The following is a 17,408-nucleotide window of genomic DNA, read 5'->3' on the forward strand; positions in this document are numbered from 1 at the left end:
GGCCATGAGTCTCGATCTCAGTCCCGAGACCGTCGCCGTGATCGGCTTTGTCAGCCTGTTCGTGCTGATGCTGCTCCGTGTCCCCGTCGGCATGGCGATGGGCCTCGTCGGCATCACCGGCTTTGGCTATCTCACCGGCTTCGCGCCGGCGCTGAAGCTGGTCGGCCAGACCACGATGCGCACGGTGACGGATTATTCCTTCGGCGTGATCCCGATGTTCCTGTTGATGGGCGCCTTCGTGTCCGTCTCGGGCATCAGCCGCGAGCTGTTCCGCGCCGCCAACACCTTCGTCGGCCATTGGAAGGGCGGGCTCGGCATTGCGACGATCGCCGCCTGCGGCGGCTTCGCCGCGATCTCGGGCTCGTCGGTCGCGACCGCCGCGACCTTCTCGGCCGTCGCCTATCCCGAGATGCGCCGCTTCGGCTATCCGCAATCATTCGCCGCCGGCGTGATCGCGGTCGGCGGCACGCTCGGAGCGATGCTGCCGCCGTCCACCGTGCTCGCGGTCTACGGCATCATCACCCAGCAGGACATCGGCAAGCTGTTCATCGCGGGCGTGGTGCCGGGCCTGCTCGCGATCCTGATGCACATGATCACGATCGGCATCATCGGCGTGACGCGGCCCGGCTTCCTGCCGGCGGGAAAGAAAGCGTCATGGCACGAACGCTTTGTCGCGCTGCGCGACGTCTGGTCGCCGCTGCTGCTGTTCCTGTTCGTGATCGGCGGGCTCTATGGCGGCTTCTTTGTCCCGACCGAAGCCGGCGCGGTCGGCGCGGTGGGCGCCTTCATCATCGGTATCCTCCGCGGCAAGTTGACCAGGGAAGGCATCCTGCAATCGCTGCTGCAGGCGACGCGCACCGCGGCCGCCGTGTTCACGGTGCTGATCGGCGCGCTCTGCTTCGGCTATTTCCTCACCATCACCCAGACGCCGCAGCACGTCACCGAATTCCTCACCGGGCTCGGCATCGGCCCCTATGGCGTGCTGGCGCTGATCCTGCTGATGTATCTGGTGCTCGGCTGTCTGATGGACGCGATGGCGATGGTGATCCTCACCGTGCCGATCGTGTTTCCGGTGGTGACCGCGCTCGGCTTCGATCCGATCTGGTTCGGCATCATCATCGTCATGACGGTCGAGCTCGGCCTGATCCATCCGCCGGTCGGCATGAACGTGTTCGTGATCAAGAGCGTCATCAAGGACGTCAACATGTCGACGATCTTTGTCGGCGTGCTGCCGTTCGTGATCACCGATTTGATCCGGCTGGTGATCCTGATCCTGTTCCCGCTGCTTGCGACCTGGCTGCCGCAGCGCATGATTGGCTAGGCCTATGAATCCCGAGCTCGAGACCAGATACGTCTTCACCATCACTGCGCGGATCGCGGAGGTGACGTCCGCCGGCGACATCGGCACCGGTGTCCGCCGCATCATTCCGATCATCGGCGGCGAGGTGAGGGGCGAGAAGGTCAACGGCAAGGTGCTGCCGTTCGGTGCGGACTTCCAGATCATCCGGCCCAATGAGCTGATCGAGCTGGAGGCGAAATATGCCTTCGAGACCGACGACGGCGCCGTCGTCTATGTCGAGAACAAGGGCATCCGCTTCGGGCCGGTCGAGTTATTGCAGAAGCTGAAGCGCGGCGAGCCGGTCGACCCGAAGCTGATCTATTTCCGCACCGTACCGAAATTCGAAACCGGCGCCGAAAACTACCGCTGGCTGATGCAGCACATCTTCGTCGGCTCCGCCGCCCGCCACGCCGACCGCGTCGTGATCGACGTGCACCAGGTGCTTTAGCTTCGCACACATGCCGTCTCACCCGCCGGGATCCGCCAACATTCGGTGTCGTCCCTGCGAAAGCAGGACCCATACTCCGCGGCCTGTGTCGTGAACGGGACTCGTCGTTCCGTCGTTGCGCAGCAATAATCATTGGTGGTTATGGGTCCCTGCTTTCGCAGGGACGACGGGTGGTGGGGGAGTTGCGCGTATCAACTCCATCACCGTCACCCTGAGGAGGCCGCGCAACGGCCGTCTCGAAGGGTCGACGGCCAGCAGCCGGGCCGTGCATCCTTCGAGGCCCGCTTGCGCGTGCACCTCAGGATGACGGAATCGACAGCTGGGCGCGCCCATATTGACTCTCCCGCTAATCGTTATAAAACATAACTATTCTGAACAGGAAACAATAACGCCATGGGAAACGCTGCCGGCGGGGGAGACGCCTCGCTGCTCAGGATCGAGACGCGAGGGGCGGTGCTGACGGTCGGGCTGAACCGTCCCGCCAAGCGCAACGCGCTCAATGACGGTATCATCCTGGCGCTGCGGGACTGCTTCTCCGCGATACCGGACGCGGTCGGCGCCGTCGTTATCCATGGTATCGGCGATCACTTCTCGTCCGGCCTCGACCTCTCCGAACTGACCGAGCGCGACGCCACCGAGGGCCTGGTGCATTCCCAGATGTGGCACCGCGTGTTCGACCGCATCCAGTATTGCCGCGTGCCTGTCGTCGCGGCACTGAAGGGCGCGGTGATCGGCGGCGGGCTGGAGCTGGCCTGCGCCGCGCATATCCGGGTTGCCGAGCCGTCGGCCTATTTCGCGCTGCCCGAGGGTCAGCGCGGCATCTTCGTCGGCGGCGGCGGATCGGTGCGGCTGCCGCGCCTGATCGGCGTGCCGCGGATGGCCGACATGATGCTGACCGGGCGGGTCTATTCGGCGACCGAGGGCGCCGCCTACGGTTTCTCGCAATACCTCACCGAGGCAGACGGCGCGCTGCCGAAAGCGCTGGAGCTGGCCGAGCGCGTCGCCGCCAATGCGCCGCTGACCAACTTCGCCGTGCTGCAGGCGCTTCCGATGATCGCCGAGGCCAATCCGCAGACCGGCCTCTTGATGGAATCGCTGATGGCGACGGTGGCGCAGAGCGACAAGGAAGCCAAGAAGCGCATCCGCGCGTTTCTTGATCGCAAGACCGCCAAGGTGAAGCCGACATGAGCGCCGCGCCGTCTGCATCCACCGCGACTACGCACCCGCTGCGCCCGATCTCGTTCGGCAATCCGGACGTCACCATCGAGCGCCGCGACGACGGCACGATCTATCTCCGTCCGAAGCTCAGGCTCGCGGATTTTCCGGTTCGCCTCACCGACCGCCTGCATCACTGGGCAAAGGCCGAGCCGAACCGCGTGTTCATGGCCGAGCGTGCCGCCGGCGGCGGCTGGCGGCAGATCACCTACGCGCAATTGCTCGAGGCTATCAGGCGCATCGCCTCCGCCTTGATCGCGCGCGGATTGTCGGCCGAGCGGCCGATCGTGATCCTGTCGGGCAATTCGATCGATCACGCCCTGATGGCACTCGGCGCGCTCTATGCCGGCGTTCCGTTCTGCCCGGTGTCGCCGGCCTATTCGCTGGTGTCGCGCGACTATGGCAAGCTCAGCTTCGTCATCAAGCTTCTGACGCCAGGCCTCATCTTCGTCGACGATGCCGACAAGTTCGCCGACGCACTGCGTGCCAATGTCGAACCCGATGTCGAGATCGCCGCGAGCCGCGGCACCGTGCCCGGCCGTGAGGTGACGCGCCTCGCCGGCCTCATGGCGACGCCGGAAGACCCGCGCCTCGATGCGACCAATGCGGCAATCGGTCCGGACACGATCGCGAAATTCCTGCTGACGTCGGGGTCGACCGGCAATCCCAAGGCTGTCATCAACACCCAGCGCATGATCTGCGCAAACCAGGTGATGCTGCGCGAGACGCTGGCGTTCCTCAAGGACGAGCCGCCTGTGATCGTCGACTGGCTGCCGTGGAATCACACCTTCGGCGGCAATCACAATGTCGGGCTGACGCTCTATAACGGCGGCTCGATGTATCTCGATGAGGGCAAGCCGATGCCCGGCGGCATCGAGGAGACCGTGCGAAACCTGCGCGAGATCTCGCCGACGGTCTATTTCAACGTGCCCAAGGGTTATGAATCGCTGCTGCCCTATCTGCGCGACGACGCCGGTCTGCGGGCAAAATTCTTCGACCGGTTGCATGCGATGTTCTTCTCGGGTGCCGCGCTGTCGCCGTTCATCTGGAACAGCCTCGATGCGCTCGCCGTGCGGGAGAAGGGCTATCGCGTGCCCATGCTGACCGGCCTCGGCGCCACCGAGACCTCGCCGTTCTTCATGTCGGTGCGTCCCGATACCAGCCGCTCCGGCCATGTCGGTCTTCCGGTGTCGGGCAATGATGCGAAGCTCGTTCCGAACAACGGCAAGCTCGAGGTCCGCGCCAAAGGCCCGAATGTGACGCCGGGCTACTGGCGGCAGCCCGAGCTGACCGCCAAGGCGTTCGACGAGGAAGGCTTTTATAAATTTGGCGACGCACTGAAGCCCGCTAACGCTGGTGATCTCGATGCCGGTTTCGATTTCGACGGCCGCATCGCCGAGGATTTCAAGCTGGCGAGCGGCACCTGGGTCAGCGTCGGCCCGTTGCGGGCGCGCTTCGTCGGCACCTGCGCGCCGCTGGTGCGCGACGTCGTGATCGCGGGGCTCAACCGCGACGAGCTTGCGGCGATCGTGATCCTCGATCTCGACGGCTGCCGCCTGATCAATCCGGCGCTGGCCGCCAATGACATCGCGGCCGCGGCCAATGATCTGCTGGTGCGCGCGGCCTTCCGCGAGCGCTTCGCGCGGGTCCTTGCCGGCGCCACCGGCTCGTCGAACCGGATCGCGCGCGCGATCCTGCTCGACACGCCGCTGTCGATCGATCGCGGCGAGGTCACCGACAAGGGCTCGATCAACCAGCGCGCGGTGCTGGAGCATCGCACGGACATCATCGAAGCGCTCTATGCGCCGGTGCCGCCGGCATCGGTGATCACACTCGTCTAGTTCGCGAACAGGAGAAAGCCATGCAGTTGAAGGACCAGGCCGCCATCGTCACCGGCGGCGCATCGGGATTGGGTGCTGCGACCGCGCGCCGTCTGGCCGCGCAGGGCGCCAAGGTCGCGGTCTGCGACCTCAACGCCAAGCTCGCCGAAAGCGTCGCTGCCGAGATCGGCGGTATTCCGGTTGTCTGCGACGTCGCCGATGCGGCGGCGGCCGAAGCCGCCGTGGCGGCCGCTGCCAAGGCGCACGGCCCGGCCCGCGTGCTGGTGAACTGCGCCGGCATCGGGGTGGCAAAACGTGTGATCGGCCGCGAGGGGCCGATGGCGCTCGCCGACTTCGACAAGGTGATCAAGGTCAATCTGATCGGCTCGTTCAACATGCTGCGGCTTGCGACCGCTGACATGGCCAAGCTCGAGCCGCTCGCAACCGGCGAGCGCGGCGTCGTGATCTCGACGGCCTCGGTCGCCGCTTATGACGGCCAGATCGGGCAGGCGGCCTATTCGGCATCGAAGGGCGGCATCGTCGCGATGACGCTGCCGATCGCGCGCGAGCTCGCGCAATTCGGCATCCGCGTGCTGACCATCGCGCCCGGCCTGTTCATGACGCCCTTGCTGGCCGGCCTGCCGCAGGAAGCACAGGATTCGCTCGCCGCCGCGATCCCGTTCCCGCGCCGGCTCGGCCAGGCGGACGAGTTCGCCTCGCTGGCGCTGCACATGATCGACAACCCTTATCTGAACGGCGAAGTGGTGCGGCTCGATGCCGCGCTCCGGATGGCGCCGCGCTGACGCATGATCCGGAAGAGCGCGAGCCGCCCTTCCGGATCGCTCATGCTCAATCGAGGATAAACCATGTTCGTCAATCGGCGCGACGTGCAGATCCAGTGGGGCGATTGCGACCCCGCCAACATCGTCTACTACCCGCGCTATTTCGCGATGTTCGACGACTCGACCTCGATCATGTTCGAAGCCGCCGGTTGCTCGAAGCAGGACCTCGTCCACAAATACGGTCTGGTCGGCATTCCCATGGTCGACACGCGGGCGAAATTCCACGTCCCGTCGACCCATGGCGACTGGATTACCATCGAGAGCCGGATCGAGAGCATCAAGCGCTCGAGCTTCGAGGTGGTGCACCGCGTGTTCAAGGGTGAGGCGTTGGCGATCGAGGCGTTCGAGACCAGGGTGCTGGTCGGCCGCCATCCGGACGATCCCGCCAAGCTGAAATCGGCGCCGTTTCCGCAGGAGATCATCGACCGCTTCATGAACGGCTGACGTGTGCATGAAGGGCTGACTCGCAGCCCCGCATGACTCGACTTTCGGAGCATGATCCTCTCGGAAAACCGGTTTCCACTTTTCCGGATCATGCTCTAAAGAAGGGGCTGAATTGGCCCGCAAAACTGGTTTAAACCCAAAAAACTTATCCGCAGGGAGGAATGAATGAGGAAGGCCACTCTCGCCGCAGCAGCGCTCGCAGCAGCCATCGCGCTGCCGGGCGCGCCCGCACTGGCGCAGACCAATGAAATCACCATCGGCATCTCGATCTCGACCACGGGGCCGGCCGCGGCGCTCGGCATCCCGGAGCGCAACGCGCTCGATTTCGTGCCGAAGGAGATCGGCGGCGTGCCGCTGAAGCTGATCGTGCTCGACGACGGCGGCGATCCGACGGCTGCGACCACCAATGCGCGGCGCTTCGTCACGGAGTCGAAGGCCGACATCATCATGGGCTCCTGCACCACGCCGCCCTCGATCGCAGTGTCGACGGTCGCCAACGAGGCCGGCATCCCGCATCTCGGCCTCGCGCCGTTTCCGATCAACGACGCGCGCATGAAGTGGTCGGTCGACCTGCCGCAGTCGATCCCGATCATGGGCAAGGTGCTGTACGAGCACATGAAGGCGCACAACATCAAGACCGTCGGCTATATCGGCTATTCGGATTCCTACGGCGACCTCTGGGTCAACGACTTCAAGGCGCAGGCCGTGCCGATGGGCCTGACCATGACCGACGAGGAACGCTTCGCACGTCCGGATACGTCGGTCGCGGGCCAGGTGCTGAAGCTCGTCGCCGCCAATCCCGACGCCATTCTGGTCGGTGCTTCCGGCACCGCCGCGGCACTGCCGCAGACCGCGCTGCGCGAGCGCGGCTACAAGGGCCTGATCTACCAGACCCACGGCGCCGCCAGCATGGACTTCATCCGCATCGCGGGTGCGGCCGCAGAAGGCGTCATCATGTCGGCGGGCCCGGTGATGTCGCCGGAAACGCAAGCCGACAGCGCGCTGACCAAGAAGCCTGGGCTTGCGCTCAACACCGCCTATGAAGCAAAGTACGGCGCCAACAGCCGCAGCCAGTTCGCCGGCCATTCCTACGATGCCTTCGAGGTATTGAAGCGTGTCATCCCGGTGGCGCTGAAGGCCGGCAAGCCCGGCACGCCGGAGTTCCGCGAAGGCATCCGCAAGGCGTTCATCTCCGAGAAGGAGATCGTCGCCACCCAGGGCGTCTACAACTGGACCGAAAAGGACCGCTACGGCCTCGACGACCGCTCGCGCATCCTGCTGACGGTCAAGGACGGCAAATACGTCCCGGCGATGTGAGCCGGTCGCGATCCGCGAAACGAAGAAGCCGGCCCCGGTGAGGCCGGCTTTTTCTTACCCTCCCCCTTCAGGGCCCTGGAGGGGGAGGATCGCCGTGCATGCAATGCGCGGCGAGGTGGGGTGAAGGTCTATCCGCGTTGGCAGTATCGCCGCACACCAGCGCCTAAATCGCGCTCTCGCCTTCGTGCTGGAAGCCGAGATAGCTTGCGGCGACGCCCTTGTTGGCGGCGATGTCCTTGGCGGTGCCCGACAGCACGAACTCGCCGAGCTCCATCACATAGGCGCGGTCGGCGATCTGCAATGCGGCCTGCGCATTCTGCTCGACCAGCAGCACCGAGACGCCGGCGGCGCGGAGCTCGCCGACGATGCGGAAGATGTCGGCGACGATGATCGGGGCGAGGCCGAGGCTCGGCTCGTCCAGCATCAAGAGCTTCGGCGCGCCCATCAGCGCGCGGCCCATCGCCAGCATCTGCTGCTCGCCGCCGGACAGCGTTCCGGCGAGCTGCTTGCGGCGTTCCTTGAGCCGCGGAAACAGCGTGTAGACCCGCTCCAGCGAGGTCGCCGCGACAGCCTTCGCAATCCGGAAGGCGCCGAGCTCGAGATTGTCCTCGACATTCATGGTGCCGAACAATTCGCGATGCTCGGGCACCAGGCTGAGGCCGATGGCGACGCGGTCCTCGATGTCGAGCGGCGCCATGTCGACGCCCGCGAACGTCGTGCGCCCCTTCAGCGGCAGCACACCCATGATGGCGTTGAGCAAGGTGGTCTTGCCGGCGCCGTTGGCACCGATGATGGTGACGATCTCGTTCTGGGCGACGTCGAGCGAAACGCCGCGCACCGCCTCGACCTTGCCGTAGGAGATGTGGACGTCGGTCACCGATAGCAGCGCACTCATGCGGCGGCTCCGAGATAGGCCTTGATCACGTCGGGGTTGCGCTTGATCGCGGCCGGCGTGCCCTCGGCGATCTTGGTGCCGAAATCCAGCACCACGATGCGGTCGGCGAGATCCATCACGAACCCCATGTCGTGCTCGACCAGCAGCACCGACATGCCGCCGTCGCGCAATTGCCGGAGCAGCGCGGCGAGCCGCTGCTTCTCCATGTGACGCAGGCCGGCGGCCGGCTCATCGAGCAGCAGCAGCATCGGATCGACGCACAGCGCGCGAGCGATCTCGACGATGCGCTGTTGCCCGAGCGAGAGAGAGCCTGCGAGCTGGTCGATCTGGTCGGACAGGCCGACGCGCGCGATCTGTCGCGCGGCTTCCGCCAGTAGCTTCGCCTCGTCGGCGCGGTCGAGCCGCAGCATGCTGGAGATCGCGCCGGAATTGCCGCGCAGATGCGCGCCGATCGCGACGTTCTCCAGCACGGTCATGTCGGGCACCAGCTTGACGTGCTGGAAAGTCCTGGAAACGCCGAGCTTGACCACCTCCTGCGGCGGAGCGTTCTCGACTTCCTTGCCAAGCACGGAGATCTTGCCGCTGGTTGCGGTCAGGACGCCGGTGATCAAATTGAAGGTGGTGCTCTTGCCGGCGCCGTTCGGGCCGATCAGCGCGACGATCTCGCGGGCGTTGACGTCGAACGAGACGTCGTTGACCGCGAGCACGCCGCCGAACTGCTTGCGCGCCTTGTCGATGTGCAGAAGGATCGGAGACGTTCCGGGCGCCCGTTCGCGGTGCTCCAGCTTCACGGACGTGTCCGGGGTCTTGCGGGCGGGCTTGAACGGCAGCCGCGACATCAGCCAGGGCCAGACGCCTTGAGGCGCGAGCTGCAGCAGCAGCACCAGCATGATGCCGAACACGATGGTCTCGAGCTGGCTCTGGCCGCCGAAGATGTAGGGCAGGTAGCTCTGCAGCACCTCCTTGAGGATCACGACGATGCCGGCGCCGAGCACGCCGCCCCAGACGTAACCGGCGCCGCCGACCACGGCGATGAACAGATACTCGATGCCGGCCTGCGCGCCGAACGGCGTCGGGTTGGCGGCGCGCTGGAAATGCGCATAGAGCCAGCCGGACAGGCCGGCCAGCACCGCGGCATAGATGAACACCAAGAGCTTGGCGCGCGGCGTCTGCACGCCGAACGCTTCGGCCGCGACATGGCCGCGCCGCAAGGCGCGGATCGCGCGCCCGGTGCGGGAGTCCAAGAGGTTCATGGTCAGCAGCGCGGAGAGTAGCACCGCGACCCAGATCGCATAATAGATCGCATCCGGGCTCAGCATCTTGAACGAGCCGATCGACAGTGGCGGAATGCCGGAGATGCCGTCGTTGCGGCCGAGGAATTCGAGCTTGCTGAACAGATAGAACAGCCCGATGCCCCAGGCGATGGTGCCGAGCGGCAGATAATGGCCGGATAGCCGCACCGTGACGATGCCGAGCAGCACGGCCGCGATGCCGCTGACCAAGAGCGAAGCCGGCAGCGTCAGCCAGGGCGAGACGCCGTAGGCGGTGGTCAGCACCGCCGTGGTGTAGGCGCCGAAGCCGCAGAACGCGGCCTGGCCGAACGAGGTCAGGCCGCCGACGCCGGTGAGCAGCACGAGGCCCATCGCGACCAGCGCGGCGAGGCCGATATTGTCGAGCAGCACGATCCAGAACGGCGGGATGCCCGGGACAAGCGGAATCACCGCCATCACGAGCGCGAAGATGATGAGGGGAAGGCGCTGCGTCATCGCGCTCAATCCTTCTCTTCTTCGACCTCGGGCGCCGCGAGCGAGCGCAACACGAGCACGGGGAGGATCAGCGTGAACACGATGACTTCCTTGAAATTGCTGGCGTAGAACGACGAGAAGGCCTCGACGATGCCGACCACGATGGCCGCGACCGCGGTCAGGGGATAGCTGACCAGGCCGCCGATGATGGCGGCGATGAAACCCTTCAGGCCGATCAGGAAGCCGGTGTCGTAATAGAGCGTGGTGATCGGCACGATCAGGATGCCGGAGATCGCGCCGATCACGGAGGCGAGCAGGAATGCGATCTGGCCGGACAGCGTGGTGCGGATGCCGACCAGGCGGGCGCCGAGGCGGTTGACCGCGGTGGCGCGCAGCGCCTTGCCGGTCTTGGTGTAGCCGAAGAACAGCCACAGGGCGACGATGAAGCCGACCGTCAGGCCGTAGACCGCAAGGCTCTGGCCGGTGAAGCGCAGCGGGCCGGCGGTCACTGCGGCATTCGACAGCGCAGGCGCGCGCAGGCCTTCGGCGCCGAAGAACACCAGGCCGAGGCCCTGCAGTGCCAGATGGCAGCCGACCGAGGCGATCAGCAGCACCAGCACGGAGGTGTGCGCGATCGGCTGGAACGCGATGCGGTAGAGGAACAGCCCGATCGCCGCCACGATCAGGAGCGCGAGCGCGATGTTGACGGCGATCGGCGTGCCGGGACCGACCAGCGCGTAAATCAGACCGAGCAGCGCGACGGGAAAGGCGATGTTGAGCGCGACCGAGCGGATCACCAGCCGCGCATGCAGCGCGTTGCGGGCGAAGAACAGGTCGAGGGCGAAGGCGACGAGGCCCATGGCGACGGCAAGCCGTGCCGTCCCGGGCACCTGGCCGGTCGCCAGCATGGCGTAGCTGAGCGCACCGTAGGTGACGAATTCGCCCTGCGGGATCAGGATCACCCGCGTGACCGCGAACACCAGCACCAGGGCCAGCCCGAGTAGTGCGTAGATCGCGCCATTGGTGATGCCGTCCTGCAGCAGGAACAGCATGATCGTTGTGTTCAAGGCCGAGCGCTCCCCCTCAAGCGTCGGACCGCCTCGACCGGTTACGCCGGTCAGGTCGGCCGATATCGGCTGTTGAAAGCTGCCGATATTTGATATAGTCCATAACAATTATTAGATATAATCTCAAGGTCCCCGAGTGTCATGCGGGATTCTTGTACCGGGATTGCGAGCCTGGAGCGATGACTGTTTCCAAGACCGCCACCGATGCCCTCCGTTCGTCGCGGGCCCTGCGCAGGGAACCGGCCGATTCTGCCGGGGACGACAGCATGCTGCAACTGGGCGAACTGTCCGGATTGCTCGGCTATTCGTTGAAGCGCGCGCAGCTCAGGGTATTCGAGGATTTCCTGCGCTGCGTCGCGCCGCTGCAGCTGACGCCGGCGCAGTTCTCGGTGCTGCTGCTGCTCGACAAGAATCCGGGCCGCAACCAGACCGAGATCGCCAACACGCTCGGCATCCTCAGGCCGAATTTCGTCGCGATGCTCGACGCGCTGGAGAGCCGCGACCTTTGCGCGCGGATGCGCTCCACCAACGACCGCCGGTCCCACATCCTCGTCCTGACCGACAAGGGCCGCGCCGTGCTGGCGCGCGCCAAGAAGCTGGTCGCCAACAAGCACGAGGCGCGGCTGATCGAGGTGCTCGGTCCGGCCAACCACGCCGCGCTGCTGGAGATGCTGGCGAAGCTCGCGCAGGAGTTTTGAGGGAGCGCGACGGCCCGTCCGCTCGCAATGGCGCGTTGGGTTGATACATATCCGGCATGCGGGCGCCGCCAGGCGGCGAACCATCGTGGTCTAAAGCTTGTAGCCGATGTTCCGCAGCAGATCCTTCCGCCACGCAATGTCGGCGTCGGTTTCGACACCCAGCGGCGAGGCGCCATCCACCACGCCGAGCACGCCGCGCCCGAGCTCCGTCTGCGCGACGATCACCTGTGTTGGATTGGCCGTCGAGCAATAGATGCGGCAGACCTCCGGCACTGCGCGCACCGCCGGCAGCACGTTGACGGGAAAGAACCCGTCGCCGAGGAAAATCAGGAAGGTGTGACCGGCGCCGATCGCCAATGCGTTGTCGCGTGCCAGGGCGAGCGAGGCGTCGTCGTTACCGGAGCAGCGCACCAACCGCTTGCCGGAGGCCTCGCAGAAAGCCAACCCGAAGCGGATGCGCGGAACCGCGCCCACCAGCGCTTCGTGAAGGTCTTCCACGGTCTTGATGAAATGCGACTGGCCGAAGATGAAGTTGGTCTCATCCGGCTTGACGATGGGCACCACGGTGAGTTCCATGGCTTCGCTCCTGCACGCGAACTCCCCAATCCATGGTAGGCCGTCGGAGGGCGTTTGCAAGCGGCCACAGGCGCTCAAATGTGCCGGCTGTCTCTTCGGCTCACGCCGACAAGACCCAGCGTCCGTACTCACGACGGCTCTCAAGGGGGACCGGAAATCGCCGGGAGGTTGCGCGCCGAAGGGCGGCAATTGTGGTATCCTCCGTCAAGCGCGATGGCCCGTATGTTGCACGGGCCCTCGCAAAAGGCCGCGAAGCGTACCGAGCGTTTGCTAACGGATCTGAAGGGAGCGCTTCCGGGGGCTCGAGGAGGATCAACGCCGTGAAGCGGGACTTCGACCTCATCGTCTATGGCGCGACGGGTTACACCGGGGGTCTCATCGCCGAATATCTGGCGACATCCTATCGCGGCGACGATGCTCCGTCCTGGGCAATTGCGGGACGCTCGACCGACAAACTCCAGAAAGTGCGTGCCGACATCGGCGCACCGGACGATTTGCCGTTGGTGAAGGCGGATGCCGCCGAGCCGGCCAGCCTGCGTTCGATGTGCGAGCGCGCGGCCGTGGTCGTCACCACGGTCGGGCCCTATCAGCTTCACGGTCCCGAGCTAGTGGCGGCATGCGCGGCCACCGGCACGGCCTATGTTGATCTTTGCGGCGAACCGGGCTGGATGCGGGCTATGATCGACGCCCATCACGAAGAGGCAAAACGGACCGGCGCGCGCATCGTCTTCTCCTGTGGCTTCGATTCCATCCCGTTCGATCTCGGTGTGCTCACGTTGCAGGAGAAGGCGCGCGAGAAATTCGGACGCCCGGCGCGGCGGGTGAAGGCCCGTCTACGCAAGGTGAGGGGTGGCATGTCCGGCGGCACCGCGGCGAGCGCTCAGGCGACGCTGGCCGCCGCGGCGCGCGACCCGGCCCTGATCCGGCTGCTGACCGATCCCTTCGCGTTGACGCCGGGCTTCACTGGGCCGTCTCAGCCGTCGGGCCTCGTCCCCGAATATGACACGAGCATGCACGCGTGGCTCGTGCCGTTCCCGATGGCGCCGATCAACACCAAGAACGTGCACCGCACGAACTTCCTGTTGGGCCATCCCTACGGCAGGGACTTCGTTTATGACGAGATGATGGTGGCGCCGGGACTTGGGGACATCGCGAGCGTGACGACGGAGACGTTCGCCACGGTGGTGTCCTTGTTCGGGACCGGCGGTCTCAAACGCGGCGCAGGCCCGACCCGGGAAGCGCGCGAGAGGGGCTTCTACGACATCTTCTTTCTGGGCGAGGTGCCGGATGGCGGACGGGTCGAAGCCGTTGTCACCGGCGACCGCGATCCGGGCTATGGCTCGACCAGCAAGATGATCACCGAAAGCGCTCTCTGCGTCGTGCGCGACGTGCAGGGCGAGGGCGGCATCTGGACGCCGGGCGCGCTGATGGGGCCGGCCTTGCGCAAGCGTCTAAAGGAGCGCGCCGGCCTCACCTTCAGTGCGCGTTGAGGTCACGCAGTCGGCAAGTGTAGCAGCCCGTTCGGCCAAAAAAAGCGACTAAAGGGCGATCATACGATCTTCCGCTACGATACTTGAGCTTGGCTCCGACTCATCTGCTTGCAAGGAAGGCAGCCCCAATCCAGGGCCAAGCAATTGACGGCAGCGAAGCAGCGCCGCAAATCCGGACAGTGCGTCGAGACTGGTCCGAAGCAGCATCGGAAACTCGCTCGGCTGTTTCATTGTCGCACGGACCAGCGCGGCGAGATCGATCGTCCCGTTTGCACGCACTGCGGACAGGGCGGCGGCAGGAAGCTGCCGACCGGCCGGATCCATGATCACGCGGACGGCAGTCATAGGGAGGCCGCGCGCTGCAGCGACACTCGCCGCCACATGGGATTCGTTATCGACCGCCAGCGCGCCTGTACTCATATGCAGCGAGCGCTTCGCTTCTGGATGCATGGCGACGGTGGTCACACCAGCAATAGGGCCATAAATCGAACCGGGGATGAGTCGAAGCAAGGCTTGCGACCAGTCCCGATCAGTGAAGAGCTGAATCGTTTCCGAAACGATCGTCGATGCTACGACGCATGCGCCTGCCGGGAGGTCGGGCGAAAGGCCGCCCGCGACGCCAAAGCTGATGAGACCGCAGCAATCCTCAGCAATTGCCGACGCGAGAGACTCCGCGAGCGTGCTGCCATCGCCACCGCAGATCGCCTGCGTATGCAGGTCTGCAGCGATCCGCGCCTCAAATGCAAGTCCCGTGACTCCAATCACCGCTGCCATGAGTCCGCTCCCCGGATGCCGCGCTGGACCGCTTGTGTCCGCGCATGCGGGTCGTATCAGGAGTGTTCCGCTCCAACGCCAAATCGCAAATGACTAACGAGTTAGTTTCTGACGGATATGTTAGCTGCTTTGTTCTGGCGCCGTGATAAATGCTGCCCTAGGGCCGGGATCCGTGGCGAGCGTGAGATCGTGCCGGAAGCTGCAACAGCGCACTTGACGAGCCAAATCGGCGACCTCACGAGACGCGAGCCGATGCAATGTCCGCCGCATCTCCAAGTCATTGTGCGGAACGATTTGGAGCATTGTCCGCGCTGGCAGTTCGCCTTCGCGAGCGAGCGCAAGGATCATCGATACTATGAGTTGGTCGAGGATACCCTTCATCCCGAGTTCGATTACCGGTATTTCCTCATCAAGGATGCGGTTGACCAGGTTTGTGCCGTACAGCCATTCTTCCTAATGGACCTGGATTTGCTGGCCGGTGCGAGCCCGCGGTTTGGCGTAATCATCGACGCCATTCGCCGGGTGTGGCCTGGTTTGATGCGCGCCCGTGCGCTCATGGTGGGGTGCGTCGCCGGGGAAGGTCATCTTGACGGGGACGAGGCCTGCCATCGAGGCTGCGCGGAACTGCTGGCCTCTACGATTGCAATACATGCTCGTAGGCTCGGGGCGCGGCTGATCGTGCTCAAGGAGTTTCCGGCGCGATACCGACCAATCCTCGACTGCCTGATCGCTCACGGCTTCACCCGCATCCCGAGCCTGCCCATGACCAGGCTTTGCATCGATTACGCCAATTTCGATGACTATATGAATCATGCGCTCAACAGCGCAACCCGTAAGAAACTTCGCAAGAAGTTTGAGGCGACAGCGCGAGCCTCTCCATCCGTCGAGATGAACGTCGTCAACGACGCGACGCCGGTGATCGCGCAGATCTATCCATTGTATTTCCAGGTCTATCAGCGTTCGAAACTGCACTTCGAGAAGCTGACGGAACAATACTTCTGCGACTTGGGGCGGCGGATGGGGGACAAGGTCCGCTTCTTCCTCTGGCGTCAGAACGAGCGGATCGTCGCGTTTGCCGCATGCATGGTACACGGTGACGCGATTTATGCGGAGTACATAGGTCTCGACTACGATGTCGCCTTAGACCTGCACCTCTATCATTATGTGTTTCGCGACATGGTGAGCTGGGCAATCGCCAACGGGTACAAATGGTTTCGCAGCAGCGGGCTGAACTATGATCCAAAGCTGCACCTGAGGCACTTGCTTGACCCGATCGACTTATACGTTCGGCACACCTCCGCGCCGATCAACTCAGTGTTGAAGCGCATTTTGCCGGTGCTCGAACCGACGCGATATGACGAGACGCTTGCGAAGTTTCGTAACTATCAGGAGCTTTGGGCGCAGCCCGAGACTGGCCTTGGGGCCGTCGAGGATACGGCCTAATCCACCAAAATCACCCGCACGTCATTGACGTTGGTCAGCGTCGGGCCGGTCAGCAGCAAATCCCCGGTCTGGGCGAAGAACCCCGTCGCATCGTTGTTCTCGAGATAGGCCTTCGGATCGAGGCCGATCGATCTCATCTTCGCGAATGTCGTCTGGTCGATCACGGCGCCGGCCGGGTCGGTCGCGCTGCCGGCGCCGCCGTCGGCGCCGTCGGTATCGGCGGCGAGCGCCGAGACGTCGGGCGTATCCTTCAGCAGGCCGGCCAGTGCCAGCGCGTATTCCTGGTTGGGGCCGCCGCGGCCATTGCCGCGCACCGTCACCGTCAGCTCGCCGCCGGAGATGATCGCAACGCGCTTGCCTTCGCTGCGCGCCTTCAGCGCAAGCCGCGCATGCCCGGCCGCGACGTCGCGGGCCTCGCCTTCGAGATCGGCGCCGAGCGCGATGGTCTCGTAGCCGGCGTCCCGCGCGACCTTCACCGCGGCGTCGATCGAGGCCTTCGGCTTTGCCAGCAGTTCGAATGCCGCCCGCGCGAAGGCGGCATCGCCGGGCTTGCAGCTTTCGTTCGCGGGATCGTCGAGGGCGCGACGGACCGCGTCGTCGATCGAGAGATTGTATCTGGCGACCAGCGCGCGGGCGTCCGCCAGCGTGGTCGGATCCGGTACCGTCGGCCCCGAGGCGATCGCGGAGGGATCGTCATGCGGCACGTCGGAAATCGCCAGCGTGACGATCTCGGCCGCGTGCTGGCCGGCGCGCGCCAGCCGTCCGCCCTTGATGCGCGAGAGATGCTTGCGCACGGTATTCATTTCGCCGATCGGCGCGCCGGAGCGCAGCAGCGCGCGGTTGACCTGCTGCTTCTGCACGAACGTCACGCCCTCGACCGGCGCGATCCAGTTCGCCGAGCCGCCGCCGGTCAAAAGCACCAGCAGGAGATCGTCCGGGGTCGCTGTCGCGGCGAGCTGCAGCGTGTCGTCCGCCGCCTTGAGCCCGGCCTCGTCGGGCACCGGGTGGCCGGCTTCGACGACCTTGATGCGGCGGGTCGGCACGCCATGACCGTGGCGGGTGGTGGCGATGCCGACCAGCCGCGACGGATCGAGCTCGAGCGCGTCGAGATAATGCCGCTCGGCCGCTGCGGCCATCGCCGCGGCGCCCTTGCCTGCGCAGAGACAGATCACCCGTCCCTTTGGCACCGGCCGCAGCCGCGACGCCAGCACGACATCGGGATGCGCAGCCGCCACCGCGGCATCGAAGATCGAACGCAGGAAAGGACGACGGTCGGTCATGGCTGTGCCTTTGCG

At 65.2% G+C, this 17,408-nt stretch carries 16 protein-coding genes; 10 read left to right on the forward strand and 6 right to left on the reverse strand.

Going from position 1 to position 17,408, the window contains the following annotated elements; genetic code table 11:
- Nucleotides 1-4 precede the first annotated feature (4 nt).
- The 7 genes from PMN64_RS23960 to PMN64_RS23990 all read left to right on the forward strand — a co-directional run bounded on the left by PMN64_RS23960 (nucleotide 5) and on the right by PMN64_RS23990 (nucleotide 7,425).
- Nucleotides 5-1,321 (forward strand): TRAP transporter large permease, encoded by a 1,317-nt coding sequence (locus tag PMN64_RS23960; protein ID WP_028336540.1) that lies wholly within the window; start codon nucleotides 5-7, stop codon nucleotides 1,319-1,321.
- Between the two features lie 4 nt (nucleotides 1,322-1,325).
- The gene (locus PMN64_RS23965) at nucleotides 1,326-1,787 is read left to right on the forward strand and encodes a DUF3237 domain-containing protein (RefSeq protein WP_411782403.1); all 462 of its coding nucleotides are present in this window, start codon (nucleotides 1,326-1,328) and stop codon (nucleotides 1,785-1,787) included.
- 393 nt (nucleotides 1,788-2,180) lie between these two features.
- The gene (locus PMN64_RS23970; protein WP_411782404.1) at nucleotides 2,181-2,975 is read left to right on the forward strand and encodes a crotonase/enoyl-CoA hydratase family protein; all 795 of its coding nucleotides are present in this window, start codon (nucleotides 2,181-2,183) and stop codon (nucleotides 2,973-2,975) included.
- A complete protein-coding gene (locus PMN64_RS23975; RefSeq protein WP_411782405.1) occupies nucleotides 2,972-4,843 on the forward strand; it encodes a feruloyl-CoA synthase in 1,872 nt (623 codons plus the stop codon). The genes PMN64_RS23970 and PMN64_RS23975 overlap by 4 nt, the downstream gene beginning before the upstream one ends.
- 20 nt (nucleotides 4,844-4,863) lie before the next feature.
- The gene (locus tag PMN64_RS23980; protein WP_028339085.1) at nucleotides 4,864-5,625 is read left to right on the forward strand and encodes an SDR family NAD(P)-dependent oxidoreductase; all 762 of its coding nucleotides are present in this window, start codon (nucleotides 4,864-4,866) and stop codon (nucleotides 5,623-5,625) included.
- Nucleotides 5,626-5,688: 63 nt separating this feature from the next.
- Nucleotides 5,689-6,108, forward strand: a complete 420-nt coding sequence (locus tag PMN64_RS23985) for an acyl-CoA thioesterase (RefSeq protein ID WP_411782406.1) — start codon at nucleotides 5,689-5,691, stop codon at nucleotides 6,106-6,108.
- A gap of 165 nt (nucleotides 6,109-6,273) precedes the next feature.
- Nucleotides 6,274-7,425, forward strand: a complete 1,152-nt coding sequence (locus PMN64_RS23990) for an ABC transporter substrate-binding protein (RefSeq protein WP_028339083.1) — start codon at nucleotides 6,274-6,276, stop codon at nucleotides 7,423-7,425.
- Between the two features lie 163 nt (nucleotides 7,426-7,588).
- On the opposite strand, the gene PMN64_RS23995 is transcribed toward PMN64_RS23990, so the two are convergent.
- The 3 genes from PMN64_RS23995 to PMN64_RS24005 are packed head-to-tail and all read right to left on the reverse strand — an operon-like array spanning nucleotide 7,589 to nucleotide 11,132.
- Entirely contained in the window at nucleotides 7,589-8,320 is a 732-nt protein-coding gene (locus PMN64_RS23995; protein ID WP_411782408.1) for an ABC transporter ATP-binding protein, read from the reverse strand.
- Nucleotides 8,317-10,086, reverse strand: coding sequence for an ABC transporter permease subunit (locus PMN64_RS24000; protein ID WP_411782409.1), 1,770 nt, complete (start codon nucleotides 10,084-10,086; stop codon nucleotides 8,317-8,319). The genes PMN64_RS23995 and PMN64_RS24000 overlap by 4 nt, the downstream gene beginning before the upstream one ends.
- 5 nt (nucleotides 10,087-10,091) lie before the next feature.
- Nucleotides 10,092-11,132 carry a branched-chain amino acid ABC transporter permease gene (locus PMN64_RS24005; RefSeq protein WP_411782410.1) on the reverse strand — a complete coding sequence of 347 codons (1,041 nt, stop codon included), beginning with the start codon at nucleotides 11,130-11,132 and terminating at the stop codon, nucleotides 10,092-10,094.
- A 179-nt stretch (nucleotides 11,133-11,311) separates the two neighbouring features.
- On the opposite strand from PMN64_RS24005, the gene PMN64_RS24010 reads away from it, so the two are divergent.
- Nucleotides 11,312-11,830 carry a MarR family winged helix-turn-helix transcriptional regulator gene (locus PMN64_RS24010; RefSeq protein ID WP_028336531.1) on the forward strand — a complete coding sequence of 173 codons (519 nt, stop codon included), beginning with the start codon at nucleotides 11,312-11,314 and terminating at the stop codon, nucleotides 11,828-11,830.
- Nucleotides 11,831-11,920: 90 nt separating this feature from the next.
- On the opposite strand, the gene PMN64_RS24015 is transcribed toward PMN64_RS24010, so the two are convergent.
- Nucleotides 11,921-12,406 (reverse strand): adenosine-specific kinase, encoded by a 486-nt coding sequence (locus PMN64_RS24015; RefSeq protein ID WP_028339081.1) that lies wholly within the window; start codon nucleotides 12,404-12,406, stop codon nucleotides 11,921-11,923.
- A 320-nt stretch (nucleotides 12,407-12,726) separates the two neighbouring features.
- Between PMN64_RS24015 and PMN64_RS24020 the strand changes: the two genes are divergently transcribed.
- Nucleotides 12,727-13,896 (forward strand): saccharopine dehydrogenase family protein, encoded by a 1,170-nt coding sequence (locus PMN64_RS24020; RefSeq protein ID WP_229189411.1) that lies wholly within the window; start codon nucleotides 12,727-12,729, stop codon nucleotides 13,894-13,896.
- A gap of 48 nt (nucleotides 13,897-13,944) precedes the next feature.
- Here PMN64_RS24020 and PMN64_RS24025 read toward each other — a convergent pair whose 3' ends face one another.
- Entirely contained in the window at nucleotides 13,945-14,670 is a 726-nt protein-coding gene (locus PMN64_RS24025; protein WP_411782411.1) for an adenosylhopane nucleosidase, read from the reverse strand.
- 213 nt (nucleotides 14,671-14,883) lie between these two features.
- Between PMN64_RS24025 and PMN64_RS24030 the strand changes: the two genes are divergently transcribed.
- Nucleotides 14,884-16,113, forward strand: coding sequence for a GNAT family N-acetyltransferase (locus PMN64_RS24030; RefSeq protein WP_411782423.1), 1,230 nt, complete (start codon nucleotides 14,884-14,886; stop codon nucleotides 16,111-16,113).
- Here PMN64_RS24030 and PMN64_RS24035 read toward each other — a convergent pair.
- Complete coding sequence (locus PMN64_RS24035; RefSeq protein ID WP_411782412.1) at nucleotides 16,110-17,393, reverse strand: glycerate kinase; 1,284 nt, start codon at nucleotides 17,391-17,393, stop codon at nucleotides 16,110-16,112. The genes PMN64_RS24030 and PMN64_RS24035 overlap by 4 nt on opposite strands.
- Nucleotides 17,394-17,408 lie beyond the last annotated feature (15 nt).

This window comes from Bradyrhizobium sp. UFLA01-814 (assembly GCF_046718885.1).
Lineage (GTDB): Bacteria > Pseudomonadota > Alphaproteobacteria > Rhizobiales > Xanthobacteraceae > Bradyrhizobium > Bradyrhizobium elkanii.

Bases quoted from the DNA above. Each gene is read 5' to 3' on its own strand.
- PMN64_RS23960 (WP_028336540.1), top strand. From the start codon at position 5: ATGAGTCTCGATCTCAGTCCCGAGACCGTCGCCGTGATCGGCTTTGTC.
- PMN64_RS23965 (WP_411782403.1), top strand. From the start codon at position 1,326: ATGAATCCCGAGCTCGAGACCAGATACGTCTTCACCATCACTGCGCGG.
- PMN64_RS23970 (WP_411782404.1), top strand. From the start codon at position 2,181: ATGGGAAACGCTGCCGGCGGGGGAGACGCCTCGCTGCTCAGGATCGAG.
- PMN64_RS23975 (WP_411782405.1), top strand. From the start codon at position 2,972: ATGAGCGCCGCGCCGTCTGCATCCACCGCGACTACGCACCCGCTGCGC.
- PMN64_RS23980 (WP_028339085.1), top strand. From the start codon at position 4,864: ATGCAGTTGAAGGACCAGGCCGCCATCGTCACCGGCGGCGCATCGGGA.
- PMN64_RS23985 (WP_411782406.1), top strand. From the start codon at position 5,689: ATGTTCGTCAATCGGCGCGACGTGCAGATCCAGTGGGGCGATTGCGAC.
- PMN64_RS23990 (WP_028339083.1), top strand. From the start codon at position 6,274: ATGAGGAAGGCCACTCTCGCCGCAGCAGCGCTCGCAGCAGCCATCGCG.
- PMN64_RS23995 (WP_411782408.1), bottom strand. From the start codon at position 8,320: ATGAGTGCGCTGCTATCGGTGACCGACGTCCACATCTCCTACGGCAAG.
- PMN64_RS24000 (WP_411782409.1), bottom strand. From the start codon at position 10,086: ATGACGCAGCGCCTTCCCCTCATCATCTTCGCGCTCGTGATGGCGGTG.
- PMN64_RS24010 (WP_028336531.1), top strand. From the start codon at position 11,312: ATGACTGTTTCCAAGACCGCCACCGATGCCCTCCGTTCGTCGCGGGCC.
- PMN64_RS24015 (WP_028339081.1), bottom strand. From the start codon at position 12,406: ATGGAACTCACCGTGGTGCCCATCGTCAAGCCGGATGAGACCAACTTC.
- PMN64_RS24025 (WP_411782411.1), bottom strand. From the start codon at position 14,670: ATGGCAGCGGTGATTGGAGTCACGGGACTTGCATTTGAGGCGCGGATC.
- PMN64_RS24035 (WP_411782412.1), bottom strand. From the start codon at position 17,393: ATGACCGACCGTCGTCCTTTCCTGCGTTCGATCTTCGATGCCGCGGTG.